Source organism: Stenotrophomonas sp. 71799_Sma, assembly GCF_056482505.1.
Window position 1 is genome coordinate 1,522,482 of record NZ_CM151202.1, and the last position, 12,877, is coordinate 1,535,358.

General features: G+C 67.4%; 12 protein-coding genes. 3 read left to right on the forward strand and 9 right to left on the reverse strand.

All coding sequences use genetic code 11. The features are described 5' to 3' along the window. Positions 1–175: 175 nt before the first annotated feature. The 3 genes from ACZK4Z_RS07015 (at position 176) to ACZK4Z_RS07025 (ending at position 5,524) form a co-directional block, all read left to right on the forward strand. On the forward strand, positions 176–904 hold the full coding sequence (locus ACZK4Z_RS07015; protein WP_005408779.1) for a response regulator: 729 nt from the start codon (positions 176–178) through the stop codon (positions 902–904). 6 nt (positions 905–910) lie between these two features. Beyond that, the gene (locus tag ACZK4Z_RS07020) at positions 911–2,320 is read left to right on the forward strand and encodes an ATP-binding protein (protein ID WP_032127908.1); all 1,410 of its coding nucleotides are present in this window, start codon (positions 911–913) and stop codon (positions 2,318–2,320) included. Between the two features lie 177 nt (positions 2,321–2,497). Next, a complete protein-coding gene (locus tag ACZK4Z_RS07025) occupies positions 2,498–5,524 on the forward strand; it encodes a two-component regulator propeller domain-containing protein (RefSeq protein WP_478451251.1) in 3,027 nt (1,008 codons plus the stop codon). 95 nt (positions 5,525–5,619) lie between these two features. On the opposite strand, the gene rnt is transcribed toward ACZK4Z_RS07025, so the two are convergent. The 9 genes from rnt to pstC all read right to left on the reverse strand — a co-directional run bounded on the left by rnt (position 5,620) and on the right by pstC (position 12,847). Next, on the reverse strand, positions 5,620–6,270 hold the full coding sequence (rnt, locus tag ACZK4Z_RS07030; RefSeq protein ID WP_014036542.1) for a ribonuclease T: 651 nt from the start codon (positions 6,268–6,270) through the stop codon (positions 5,620–5,622). 318 nt (positions 6,271–6,588) lie between these two features. Further along, positions 6,589–7,110, reverse strand: a complete 522-nt coding sequence (locus tag ACZK4Z_RS07035; RefSeq protein WP_153856907.1) for an HvfX family Cu-binding RiPP maturation protein — start codon at positions 7,108–7,110, stop codon at positions 6,589–6,591. A gap of 24 nt (positions 7,111–7,134) precedes the next feature. After that, positions 7,135–7,890 (reverse strand): HvfC family RiPP maturation protein, encoded by a 756-nt coding sequence (locus ACZK4Z_RS07040; RefSeq protein ID WP_478451252.1) that lies wholly within the window; start codon positions 7,888–7,890, stop codon positions 7,135–7,137. After that, positions 7,883–8,758, reverse strand: coding sequence for an HvfB family MNIO-type RiPP peptide maturase (locus ACZK4Z_RS07045; protein WP_478451253.1), 876 nt, complete (start codon positions 8,756–8,758; stop codon positions 7,883–7,885). Before ACZK4Z_RS07045 ends, ACZK4Z_RS07040 begins: the two co-directional genes overlap by 8 nt. Beyond that, a complete protein-coding gene (locus ACZK4Z_RS07050) occupies positions 8,745–9,101 on the reverse strand; it encodes a hypothetical protein (RefSeq protein WP_197610418.1) in 357 nt (118 codons plus the stop codon). Before ACZK4Z_RS07050 ends, ACZK4Z_RS07045 begins: the two co-directional genes overlap by 14 nt. Before the next feature lie 259 nt (positions 9,102–9,360). After that, positions 9,361–10,074: a phosphate signaling complex protein PhoU gene (gene phoU / locus ACZK4Z_RS07055; protein ID WP_110711740.1), complete on the reverse strand. Its 714-nt coding sequence runs from the start codon at positions 10,072–10,074 to the stop codon at positions 9,361–9,363. A gap of 91 nt (positions 10,075–10,165) precedes the next feature. Next, positions 10,166–10,996: a phosphate ABC transporter ATP-binding protein PstB gene (pstB, locus tag ACZK4Z_RS07060; RefSeq protein WP_005408788.1), complete on the reverse strand. Its 831-nt coding sequence runs from the start codon at positions 10,994–10,996 to the stop codon at positions 10,166–10,168. Positions 10,997–11,015: 19 nt separating this feature from the next. Then, positions 11,016–11,879 carry a phosphate ABC transporter permease PstA gene (gene pstA / locus ACZK4Z_RS07065; protein ID WP_032127902.1) on the reverse strand — a complete coding sequence of 288 codons (864 nt, stop codon included), beginning with the start codon at positions 11,877–11,879 and terminating at the stop codon, positions 11,016–11,018. Next, complete coding sequence (gene pstC / locus ACZK4Z_RS07070; protein WP_049421601.1) at positions 11,879–12,847, reverse strand: phosphate ABC transporter permease subunit PstC; 969 nt, start codon at positions 12,845–12,847, stop codon at positions 11,879–11,881. Before pstC ends, pstA begins: the two co-directional genes overlap by 1 nt. Positions 12,848–12,877 lie beyond the last annotated feature (30 nt).

Here is a 12,877-nt window from a genome sequence, read left to right on the forward strand (position 1 = left end):
GCGGCGTTGATGGGCATTGTGAAGACCGGGCGATGGGCGGCTCAATCCTCGGGGTATGTCTCTATGTAACACTGTCGGTGAATACGCGTAACCACAGGTATCCCGCCCATGGCTGGATACACTGGTACGCATTGCCCCGGATGCGGTTCAGCTGCCGACACGGGATGATCGCGACATGGAGACTGAAAACACGATGCATCGACTGCTGATCGTCGACGACGACAACGACATCCGCACCCTGCTGGCCGAACAGCTCGGCCGGGCCGGCTACCAGGTGAGCACGGCCGCAGACGGCACCGCCATGCGCCAGCTGCTGGACCGCGAACACGTGGACCTGATCGTGCTCGACCTCAACCTGCCGCGCGAGGATGGCCTGACCCTGTGCCGCGACCTGCGCGCGCGCTCGAACACACCGGTGATCATGCTGACCGCGCGTGCCGAGCCGATCGACCGCGTGCTGGGCCTGGAAATGGGCGCCGACGACTACCTGGCCAAGCCGTTCGAACCGCGCGAGCTGCTGGCACGCATCCGCAACGTGCTGCGCCGGACCGAGGCGCTGCCGGCGAACCTGGAGCCGCTGGCGGTGCGCCGTGCGCGCTTCTCGCGCTGGGTGTTCGATCTGGAGCATCGCCACCTGGTCGATCCGGACGATCGCGTGGTGGTGCTGTCCGGCGCCGAGTTCCGCCTGCTGCGGGTGTTCATCGCCCACGCCAACAAGGTGCTGTCGCGCGAGCAGCTGGTCGCGCTCAGCAGCGGCCGCAACTACGAGGCACAGGACCGCGCCATTGATCTGCAGGTCAGCCGGCTGCGCAACAAGCTGGGCGACGACGGTGGCCCGGACGGACTGATCAAGACCGTTCGCAACGAAGGCTATGTACTGGCCTCCTCGGTGAACCTGGAATAAGCCGCGATGAAGCGCCTGCGCCATTTCCTGTCCTCGATGGTCGGGCGGTTGTTCGTGATCCTGCTGCTGGGCATGAGCGTGGCCGCGATCGGCGCGACCATGCTGGCCACCTCCAAGCGCCAGCAGGAGTTCGAGCGGCAGAACCTGAACCGCATCGCCGACCGCCTCCAGGGCTACGTCAACCTGCTCGACGGCAACCCCGAACTGCGCGAGCGCCTGCTCGAAATCGGTGGGCCGAGCGTACGTGCGCTGCAACCAGGCGCACGCCTGGGGCGGGCCGATACCGCGTTGATGGAAGTACTCGATGACCGGCCCGGCCCGGTCGCACGCGCGCATGTGCACTTCGCTTCGTTCCGCTCCTGCATTCCCAAGCTGCAGGACCTGCTGCCCCCGCCGCCACCGGGGCATCGCAAGCATCCGCGCGAACGTGATCCGGCGTTCATCCCGCCCAAGTGCCGTGCGGTCGACGTGACCCTCAACGACGGCACGCTGCTGAAGCTGGCGCTGGATTCGCCGGCGGTGGCACACAACGGCATCCTCGCCGTGGACCCGTGGTTTCTGACCCTGCTGGTGCTGGCGATCGCGGTGCTGGCCTATATCGTCGCGCGCATGGCCAGCGCGCCGCTGCAGGAACTGGCCGCAGCCGCCGAAGACCTGGGCGACGACCTGCAGCGCGATCCACTGCCGCTGCGCGGCCCGCGCGAAGTGCAGCGCGCCGCCGAAGCCTTCAACGCCATGCAGCATCGCCTGCAGCGGCACCTGGCCGAGCGCACGCAGATGCTGGCGGCGATCACCCATGACCTGCAGACCCCGCTGACCCGGCTGCGCCTGCGCCTGGAGAATGTCAGCGACGAGGTGCTGCGCGAGCGCCTGATCGGCGATCTGGCCGCGATGCAGGCGTTGGTGCGCGAAGGCCTGGAGCTGGCGCGCAGCGCGGAGAGCGCCGAGCAGCGCGCCGCACTGGACCTGGATTCGCTGCTGGAGAGCATCGTTGAAGACACGGCCGAGGGCGGCGGTGATGTCGTCTTCGAAGGTGGCAGCGGAGCGGTGTTGATGTTGCGTCCGCTGGCCATGCATCGCCTGTTTTCCAACCTGGTGGACAACGCGGTGATGTATGCCTACCGGGTGCGGGTACGGGTCGAGCGTAGTGGTGGCGCGATCACCGTGGTGGTGGCCGATGACGGCCCGGGCCTGGCCGAGGATCAGCTGGAAGCCGTGTTCGACCCGTTCGTGCGGGTGGAAACCTCGCGTTCGCGCGAAACCGGCGGCGCCGGTCTGGGCCTGACCATCGCCCGCGCCCTGGCTGAGAAAGACGGGGCGCGGCTGTGGCTGCGCAACCGCGTCGAAGGCGGGCTGGAGGCGGTAGTGCAGTGGCCGGCCAGTGCACAGGTGACGCCGCCGGGCCGCGCGGGCTGAGCCTTCGCGGCTGGCGATGGTGACGCCCTGGGCCGGGTTTGGCCTATCATCTGCGCATCTTCCCAGTTCCCCCCCGATGAGCCAGCCCGTTCCCGCCGGCATGCCGTCCCGCGCTGCCCGGCAGTTCCCGCATGCTGCCAGGCCCGGCAGCCCTGCCTGGCCGCCGCCGCTGCACTGATGGCCGGACAGGGGGACATCGGGCGCTGGGTGGAGCGCCGCGGATCAGATATCGGTCGATGGCTGCGACAGGGCCTGCTGTGGCTGCTGCTGGCCCTTGCACTGCCGGTGGCAGCGCAGGAGGGGGCTCCGCCACTGCGCGACTACGCCATTGATGTATGGACGTCGCGCAACGGCCTGCCGCACAACTCGCTGCGCGACATCGCGCAGACCCCCGAAGGCCACCTCTGGTTCGCCACCTGGGAAGGCCTGGTGCGTTACAACGGGTTGGATTTCACCGTGTTCGACCGCAGTACCCGCCCGGGCCTGCGCGACAACGGCATCGGCGCGCTGTTCGTCGACCGCCAGGGTGGGCTGTGGATCAGTGATTCGCGGGGCAATGTCAGCCATCGCGGCAACGATGGCCAGTGGCGTGTCTGGGAGCACCAGGCCGATACCCCGCAGGTCCTGATCCAGTCCATGCAGATGGACAGCCAGGGCCGCCTGTGGCTGCTGTATGAAGGCAAGGGCATCGGCTATCTGACGCCGGACACCGGCATCGTCTACCAGGCTCCGGCCGCCGACCTGCCGATGGCGATGAGCTTCACCAAGCTGGTGGTCGACGCGCAGGACCGGGTCTGGGTCGGCACGTTGGATGGACTGGTGCTGCGCGACAAGGACGGGGTGCTCAAGCGGGCGCCCGCGGCGTGGGGGCTGGGCGCCGGCAGTGGCCTGTCGTGGCCGTACCGCGCTCCGGATGGCGCGCTGTGGATCGTCGCCGGCGAGCGCCTGTACCGGGTGGAGGATGATCAGCTGGTGCTGATGCACCGCCTGCCGGGGCAGCTGCACCTGACCTCGATGCTGCAGGATCGCCATGGCGACCTGTGGCTGGGCACCGAGAACCAGGGCCTGCTGCGGATCTCAGCGCATGGCCTGGAGCGCCTGCCGGCGGGCCTGAACCTGCCGGGTGGGCGCGTGGTCAGCCTGCGCGAGGATGCCGAGGGCAGCATCTGGGTGGGTGCCAACGGTGGCCTGTACCGCCTGCGCGAAACACTGTTCAGCAGCTACACCGAGCGCGATGGCCTCAGTGGCGACTATGTGCGCACCGTGTTCGAGGACCGCGATCGCCAGCTGTGGGTCGGCAGTGCCAGCGGCCTCGACCTGCAGGCTGCTGATGGCCGCTTCCGCGCGATGCCGCTGCACAACCGCGGCGGCAAGGCACCTTCGGTGCTCAGCCTGGCGCAGGGCCCGGACGGTGACCTGTGGGTCGGAACGTTCGGTGATGGCGTCTACCGTCTTGGCCCCGATGGCCGGCTGCGGCACAACTATGCCGCCGCCGATGGCATGCCGGGCGGCAACATCCGCGCGATCAGCGTGGACCCGCAGGGTGTGGTCTGGGCCGGCACCCAGAAGGGCGTGGTCCGCATCGACGGCGACCGCGTGCAGGTATCAAGCGTTGCGGGTATGCCCAGCGGCCTGATCACCGCGCTTGAGCACGATCACCAGGGCAACCTGTGGATCGGCACCATCGAGGGCATCCGCGTACTGCGCAGCGATCACGTGCAGTCGATCGACCTCGCGCCGATGGGCGGTGGCCGCAGCGTGTTCGGCTTCCATCAGCTGGGTGACGCGATGTGGATCAGCAGCGACCGTGGCCTGTACCGCTGGCGCAACGGCAGGCTGGCACGGGTGGGGCTGGAGCAGGGCATGCCGGTGGATGCGGTGTTCCAACTGGTGCCGGATCGCCTTGGCAACGTGTGGATCAGCAGCAACCGCGGCGTGCTGCGCACCGACATGGCCACGCTCAATGCGGTTGCCGACGGGCGCGCGCCGCGGGTGGTGGTGGAGCGCTACAACGAGATTGATGGCATGGCCAACGCGCAGGCCAACGGCAGCTCCGGGCCATCGGCGATCCTGCGCCAGGACGGCACGTTCTGGGTGGTCACCGCCGGAGGCCTGAGCACCGTCGATCCGCAACGCCTGCAGCGTTTCCGCGAGCGTCTTTCACCGCCGGCAGCGATTGAAAGCGTGCAGGTGGATGGCGCACCGGTGCATTGGGAAGGCCCGGACCGCAACTACATTCCCGGCGGCCGCCGCTTGGCGGTGAGTTATGTCGGCCTGAGCTACCTGATGTCTGACCGGATCCGCTACCGCACGCGGTTGGACGGCCTGGATACGGGGTGGGTCGAACGCGGCCCGCAGCGTAGCGTGGAGTTCGTTGGCCTGCCGCCGGGCGACTACACCCTGCACGTGGCCGCTGCCCATCCGAGTGGCAGCTGGGGCCAGCAGGAAGCGGTATGGAGCTTCACCGTGGAGCCGTTCTGGTGGCAGCGACGCAGCGTGCAGGTGCTGGGTGGCCTGTTGCTGCTGGCCGGGCTGGTGGCGCTGTACCGGCTGCTGCTGCAGCAGCTGAAGGCCAGCAACCTGCGCCTGGCACGGCGCGTGGACGAGGCGACCTTCGACCTGCAGGCCAAGACCGTGCACCTGCAGGCGCTGAACCAGGAAAAGACCGAACTGGCCGAGCGCCTCGCACGCCAGGCCGAGGCATTCGAACGGCAGGCCCGCGAGGATGCACTGACTGGCCTGGCCAACCGCCGTGCTTTCGATGAAACGCTGGCGCGTGACTTCGCGCGTTCGCAGCGCAGCGGTCATCCGCTGTGCCTGGTGGTGCTGGATATCGACCACTTCAAGGACGTCAACGACCGCCACAGCCACAGCATCGGCGATGCCGTGCTGGTGCAGGTGGCGCGGTTGATCGCCGCCGCCAGCCGCGACTCGGACCTGCCGGCGCGGACTGGCGGCGAAGAGTTCGCGCTGCTGCTCAACGACACCCGTCTGGAGGAAGCCGCACAGCTGTGCGCGCGCCTGCGCGGTCTGTTCCATGACCACCCCGACTGGGCCGGCGTGGACGGCCTGCGCGTGACCTTCAGCGCGGGCCTGGTGGAACTGGATGCCGACGACCGCACCCCGGCACTGCTGTACCAGCGCGCAGACCGCGCGTTGTACCGCGCCAAGAGCGACGGCCGCGACCGAACGAGCATTGGTTGATCGCATCCACGCATGGCGTGGATCTACCGTCCGGTGAGTGGTGGGTGCGGACCGTTGGTCCGCACTGCGTGGATGCGGTTGCGCCGTTGGCTGGCTTACCGCGGCCAGGCGTTGGCGATGGTGCAGAACAGCCGCGCGGTCTGCTCGGTGTCATACACCGCGCTGTGCGCCTCGTTGGCATCCCAGCCCAGCCCGGCGGCGGTGGCCGCACGCGCCAGCACGGTCTGCCCGTAGGCGATGCCGGCCAGGGTCACCGTATCGAACACGCTGAAGGGATGGAACGGATTGCGCTTGTGGCCGGTGCGCGCCACGGCGGCATTGACGAAGCCGAGGTCGAAATGCGCGTTGTGGCCGACCAGGATCGCGCGCTGGCAGCCGTACTTCTTCATGGCCGCGCGTACCGGGGTGAAGATGTGGTCCAGTGCCGCCTTCTCTTCCTTGGCCAGCCGGAACGGGTGGTCGAGGATGATGCCGGTCACTTCCAGCGACTTCGGGTCGATCTCCAGGCCCTCGGCCGGCACCACGTGGGCACTGGCGGTCTGGCCGGGGTAGAGCAGGCCGTTCTCGTCCATCTCGATCGGCACGGCGGCGATTTCCAGCAGCGCGTTGCGCTGGCTGTCGAAGCCGCCGGTTTCCACGTCCACCACCACCGGCAGGAAGCCGCGGAAGCGTTGTGACATCGCGCGCTGCGCCTGGGGGACTGCGGAATCGGGAGCGGCGGCAGGTGCGGGGGTGGGGTCAGTCATGCGTGAATTCTAGCAGAGCGACCCTGAGCGCCCGGCCAGCCCTCGGTGCATGCGTTCCCTGCGCGGGCGTGTGTCGACCAAGGTCGACACCTACCGGGGCACCGCGCGCTCAGGATTCCGGTAGGTGCCAACCTTGGTTGGCACACGGTGCGCCGACCAGGTTTGGCGATTACCGGCCTGCTCGCCGTGCAGGCGTGGCCGAGGGAGACCACCGCGCCAACCACGCATCCACGCTCAGCCTGCCGGGGCACCGCGCGCTCAGGATTCCGGTAGGTGCCCACCTTGGTTGGCACGGTGCGCGCCGACCAAGGTCGGCATCTACCGGACTGCTGGCCGCGCAGGCGTGGCCGAGGGAGACCACCGCGTCAACCACGCATCCACACTCAGCTTGCCGGCGCCGGTGAAGATCAGCGGCAGCAGCATGGCCATGAACAGCACCGGCAGCTTGAAGTTGCCGAAGCCCTGGTCGCTGATCGCGTAGCCCATGGCCAGGTCGGCCAGCGAGTTCCACTCCATCGGCCAATGCACCGCATAGGTGGCCACCACGGTCAGCACCAGCAGGCTGGCGGCGGCGAAACGGGTGCCGAACCCGACCAGCAGGCAGGCCGCGCCGATCAGCTCGAACCAGGTGGCAAGCTGCCAGTTCAGCGCCGCTGGCAGCTGGTCGAACGGGAACGGGAAGGCGTCCTGCAGGTCGGCGAACCAGTTCTGGCCGTGCAGCTTTTCGCGGCCGGATTCGAAGTACTCCCAGGCCAGCAGCAGGCGCAGGCCAAGCGGCGCCAACCAGGGGGCGAGGCGGTCCAGCTGGCCACGCGCGGTGGCCAGGGTCGGAAGGTTCATCAGGGGATCTCCGCGAATGAGGTGTCAGGGAGGGGCGGTGAGCGGGCCGATCACGCCGGCCTGCAGGAACTGCCGCAGCAGCGCGGCACCGGGTTCGGCCAGCGCATCCTCGGCCAGCCCGTGTGCACTGGCCAGCTGCTGCAGGTAGGTATGTCCTTCCAGCCCAGGCTGTTCGCCGATGCTGGACAGCAGGTAGACCGCCAGAGGGCTGAGCACGGCGAAGCGCACTTCGCCGTCAGCCTCACGGCGCACCAGCAGGCCGGTCGGTTCGGTGGGCGGCTGCGTCGGTGCATCCTCGGCGCCCAGCCGGTGCACCGGCCACTGGTACAGCAGCGGCCACGCCAGCGGCGAGCGTTGCAGTGGCACCCGCAGCGGATCGATCTCACCCCGCACCGGCAGCGGCTCGGCAGGAAGCTGGTACAGCGCGGTTTCCACCCACTCGTAATGAGCAAGTTCGGCCAACGCCGGATGCGGCAGCTGTGGCTGCGCCTGCAGCCACTGCACGAATTCGGCGGCCAGTTCGGTGAACAGCGGTGTCTGGCAGCGATGGGTGGCGAAGTAGTGGCGTACCAGCGCGCTCCAGGCGGGCTCGCCGAGCAGGCGCACGCAGACCGGGAAGCCGTTGCTCAACAGGCCGAGCAGGTTGTTGAACAGCAGCCGCTGGTACACCGCCACCCGGCGTGGTTCCAGCCCGGCGGGTGCGGCCACCGCCTGCGGATCGCGCAGATGTGCGGTGAATGCATGCTGCTGCGCGCGCAGGGTGCCGGGAGCGTCAGTCATGTGCAGTCCCCGCGTGCGTCGCCTGCAGGCGGCGGATGGTCTGCAGTTCGCCCTGCAGTTCGGCGTACGGGGGGAAGTTGAAATCGCGCTCGAGCAGGGTCGGACGCGCGCCGATGCGCGCATAGGTGCGCGCCAGCAGCGCCCAGACCGGATCGATCACCGCGCTGCCATGGGTGTCGATCTTCAGGTCCGGTGCCTCGTCCAGGTGCCCGGCAACGTGCAGGCAGACGATGCGCTCTGCGGGTAGTCCGGCGATGAAGCTGTCGGCATCGTAGCCGTGGTTGCAGGCGTTGACGTAGACGTTGTTGACGTCCAGCAGCAGATCGCAGTCGGCTTCGGCAAGCACCGCATTGGTGAAGGCCAGTTCGTCCATCGCCGGTTCCGGTGCCAGGTAGTAGGACACGTTTTCCACCGCGATGCGGCGACCCAGCAGGTCCTGCACACGGGTGATGCGCGCGGCGGTATGGCGCACCGCTTCGTCGGTGAACGGAATCGGCAGCAGGTCGTACAGGTGGCCATCGTCGCTGCAGTAGCTCAGGTGCTCGCTGTACAGCGGCACGCGGTGCTTTTCGAGGAACTGGCCGACCTGCTCCAGCAGCTCGATGTCCAGTGGTGCGCTGCCGCCCAGTGACAGTGACAGGCCATGGCAGCTCAGTGGATGGCGCTGTGCCAGTTCGGCCAGCGCGTCACCGGCGGGACCACCGACGTTGATCCAGTTCTCCGGTGCGCATTCGAGGAAGTCGAAGTCGCCGGCCGGTGCATCACGCAGATCCTGCAGCAGCGCCCGGCGCAGGCCCAACCCGGCGGCCGCCGCGCGAAGCGGCGACCGCAGGTGGACAACGCTGGCGCGGACGTCAGTGCTTGCCACCGCACTTGCCTTCGCCACACTTGCCCTCGGCCGACTTCTTGTCGCCGCTCTTGGCCTTGGCGCCTGCCGCAGCACCGGCGGCCTTGCCCTTGTCGGCGCCGCACTTGCCTTCGGCACTCTTGCCGTCGGCACCACATTTGCCTTCGGCGTGCTTGGTCGCGTCCGCGGCCATCTTGGTGTCCGCTGCCTTGGCATCGGTGCTGGTCTTGGCAGCCTGGCCGGCGACCAGATAGCCCTGGGCCAGGTCGCTCATGCTCAGGGCCGAGGCACTGGCGGTCATGCCCAGGCCGGCGGCCAGGGCGGTAGCAGTCAGCAGGGACAGGGTCTTGTTGGAACTGCTCATCGGTGGTGCTCCTGGGTGGTGTGGGCGGCTGCCCGGGTCGCCGGCAGGGATGCCGGTGGAAGCGATGGTGCAGCGATCCTACTCAACGAATCCTCGCCAAGACCTCAAATTTTCGTGAGGTTTGTTACAGAAGAGGAACACGGTTTCCGGTAGATCCACGCCATGCGTGGATGAATTGCCGGAATGTCCAGAAACAAGAAGGCCGCTGTCACCAGGACAGCGGCCACCTTGGAGTCAACTCCGGTGTTGCAGTGCAGCGTCAGGGCTGGCCGGTGCTGGAGGTCTCGTCGCGCTTTTCACGCGGCGGCAGCGGCTGCTCACCGTGCACCAGGAACCACACGTTCTCGGCGATGTTGGTGGCGTGGTCGCCCACGCGCTCCAGATTCTTGGCCATGAACAGCAGGTGTGTGCAGGGGGTGATGTTGCGCGGGTCTTCCATCATGTAGGTCAGCAGCTCGCGGAACAGCGCGGTGTACTGCGCGTCCAGGCGGGCGTCGTCCTCGCGCAACGCCAGCGCGGCATCGGCATCGTTGTCGCGGTAGGCGGCAATGGCACGACGGACCTGCTGCGCGGCCAGGCGGCCGAGCGCCCGCAGGCCCTGGATCTGCGGCAGTGGCGGTACCTTGCCCAGCGCGATCGAGCGCTTGGCGACATTGGCCGCATAGTCGCCAATGCGTTCGATGTCGGCCGGAATGCGCAGGCCGGCCAGGATCTCGCGCAGGTCACGCGCCATCGGGCCACGCAGCGCCAGGCGCATCACGTCGTGGCTGATCTGCTGCTCCAGCGCATCGATCGCTTCGTCGTTGGCAATGATGCGATGGGCAGCGTTCTCGTCGCGCTTCTCGATCACGTCCATCGCCGCTTCGAGCTGGGCGACGGCCATCTCGCCCATGCGCACGATTTCGGCCACCAGGCGCTGCTGCTCTTCGTCGTAGCTCTTGACGATGTGGTCGTTGGGAAGATTCATGTTCATTCCACTCTGTAGAGTCGAGCCATGCTCGACTGACGTTATCCGTAGAGTCGAGCCACGCTCGACTGACGTTAGCTGTAACTCGACTGACGCTTCAGCCGAAGCGACCGGTGATGTAATCCTCGGTCTGCCGCTGCGACGGCTGCGAGAAGATCACTTCGGTGCGGTCGTGCTCGATCAGGTCGCCCAGGTACATGAAGGCGGTGTAGTCGGACACGCGCGCGGCCTGCTGCATGTTGTGGGTGACGATGACGATGGTGTACTCGTGCTTGAGCTCTTCCACCAGCTGCTCGATGCGGCTGGTCGAGATCGGATCCAGCGCCGAGGTCGGCTCGTCCAACAGCAGCACCGACGGGCGCAGGGCCACGGCGCGGGCGATGCACAGACGCTGCTGCTGGCCACCGGACAGGCCCAGTGCGCTCTGCCCCAGCTTGTCCTTCACTTCGTCCCACAGTGCGCCCTGGCGCAGTGCCTGCTCGACGCGGTCGGCCATGTCGGCCTTGCTCAGCTTCTCGTGGTGGCGGATACCGTAGGCCACGTTCTCGAAGATGGTCATCGGGAACGGCACCGGCTTCTGGAACACCATGCCGACCTTGCTGCGCAGGCGGTTCATCGGGTACTTCGGCGACAGGATGTTCTCGCCGTCCAGCAGCACTTCACCACGCGCCTCCAGCTTCGGGTACAGCGCGTAGATGCGGTTGAAGATGCGCAGCAGGGTCGACTTGCCGCAGCCGGAGGGACCGATCAGCGCGGTCACGCGCTTTTCCGGGATCTCCAGGTTGATGCCCTTCAGGGCATGGAACTTGTCGTAGTAGAAGTCCAGTCCACGCGCAGCCAGCTTCACCGGCGACGGCGTGTGCAGGCTCTCGTGCGAGGACGGCACGGCGATGCGCTGCATCGGCACGGCGTTGGAAAGGTCGTTCATGGCGTTATCCACGGAAAGGTCAGTCATGGGAGATACGGTTGCGCAGCAGGATGCCGCGGGCGGCAAGGCTGACCAGCAACACGAAGACAGTCAGCACCAGGGCACCGGCCCAGGCCAGCACCTGCCAGGATTCATACGGGCTGCCGGCGAACTGGTTCATCACCACCGGCACCGAGGCCATCGGCTGGAAGATGTTGTTGTTCCAGTACTGGTTGCCGAAGGCAGTGAACAGCAGCGGTGCGGTCTCGCCGGAGATGCGGGCCAGCGCCAGCAGGATGCCGGTGATGATGCCGGCCGACGCACTGCGATACAGCACCTGCACGATCACCTTCCACTGCGGGATGCCCAGCGACAGGGCCGCTTCGCGCATCTGCGAGGGCACCAGGCGCAGCATTTCGTCGGTGGTGCGCACCACCACCGGCAGCACGATGAAGGCCAGCGACAGTGCACCGGCGAACGCCGAGAAGTTGCCGCCGGTCTGCATCACGTACAGCGTGTAGACGAACAGGCCAAGCACGATGGATGGGGCCGACAGCAGGATGTCGTTGACGAAGCGGACCACGGTGCCGGCCTTGCGGGCGTTGCCGTACTCGGCCAGCCAGGTGCCGGCCAGCACGCCCAGCGGGGTGCCGATGCCGATCGCCAGCGCACACATCACCGCACTGCCGAAGAAGGCGTTGGCGAGACCGCCTTCCTGCATCGGCGGCGGCGTCATCTTGGTGAACAGATCCCAGTTGATGCCGGCCAGGCCCTTGGAGGCCAGGGTGAACAGGATCCAGCCCAGGAAGAACAGGCCGAACAGGGCGGTGGCGCAGGAGGCGGTGATCGCAACGACATTGCCGATGCGACGGCGCAGGTACAGCGAATCAGCGGTGGTGGACATCAGTTGCCCTCCTTGCGGGACAGGCGCATCAGCATCAGGCGGGCGATGGCCAGCACCACGAAGGTGACGATGAAGAGGACGAAGCCGAGCAGCAGCAGGGCCGAGCGGTAGGTTTCAGTGGCTTCGCCGAAATCGTTGGCGATCAGCGCGGCGATGGTGGTGCCCGGTTCCAGCAGCGACGGCGACAGGCGCACGCTGTTGCCGATCACGAAGGCCACCGCCATCGTCTCGCCCAAGGCGCGGCCGAGGCCGAGGAAGATGCCACCGATCACCGCCGAGCGGGTGTAGGGCAGGACGATGTCCCAGCTCACTTCCCACTTGGTGGAGCCCAGTGCATAGGCCGATTCCTTCAGGCGGGTCGGCACGGTCAGGAACACTTCGCGCATCACCGAGGAGATGAACGGTATGACCATGATGGCCAGCACGAAACCGGCAGTGAGCATGCCGATGCCCAGCGGCGGGCCCTGGAACAGCGGGCCGATGATCGGCATCTCGCCCAGGGTTTCGTTGAGGAACGGAGTGACGTACTCGGTCATCACCGGCACCAGCACGAACAGGCCCCACATGCCGTAGATGATCGAAGGAATGCCCGCCAGCAGTTCGATGGCGGTACCGACCGGGCCACGCAGCCAGCGCGGCGCGACTTCGGTGAGGAAGAAGGCGATGCCGAAGCTGACCGGCACGGCGATGACCATCGCGATGAGCGCGGTGACCAGGGTGCCGTAGATCGGAGCGAGGGCGCCGAACTTGTTTTCGACCGGATTCCAGTCGGCGGAGAAGAAGAAGCTCAGGCCCTGCATCTGCAGGGCATGGCGGCCGCCCCACAGCATGGACAGCGCGGCGCAGGCCAGGGCGATCAGGACGAAGATGACGGTGCCGACCAGCACCCATCGGAACAGTTTGTCGTTGCGGGCATCACGCGCATCACGCGTGGACGGGGCGGCTACAGGCTGGGCGATGGCATTCATGGGGACGGCAGGGCCAGGAAGGGGCGGGGC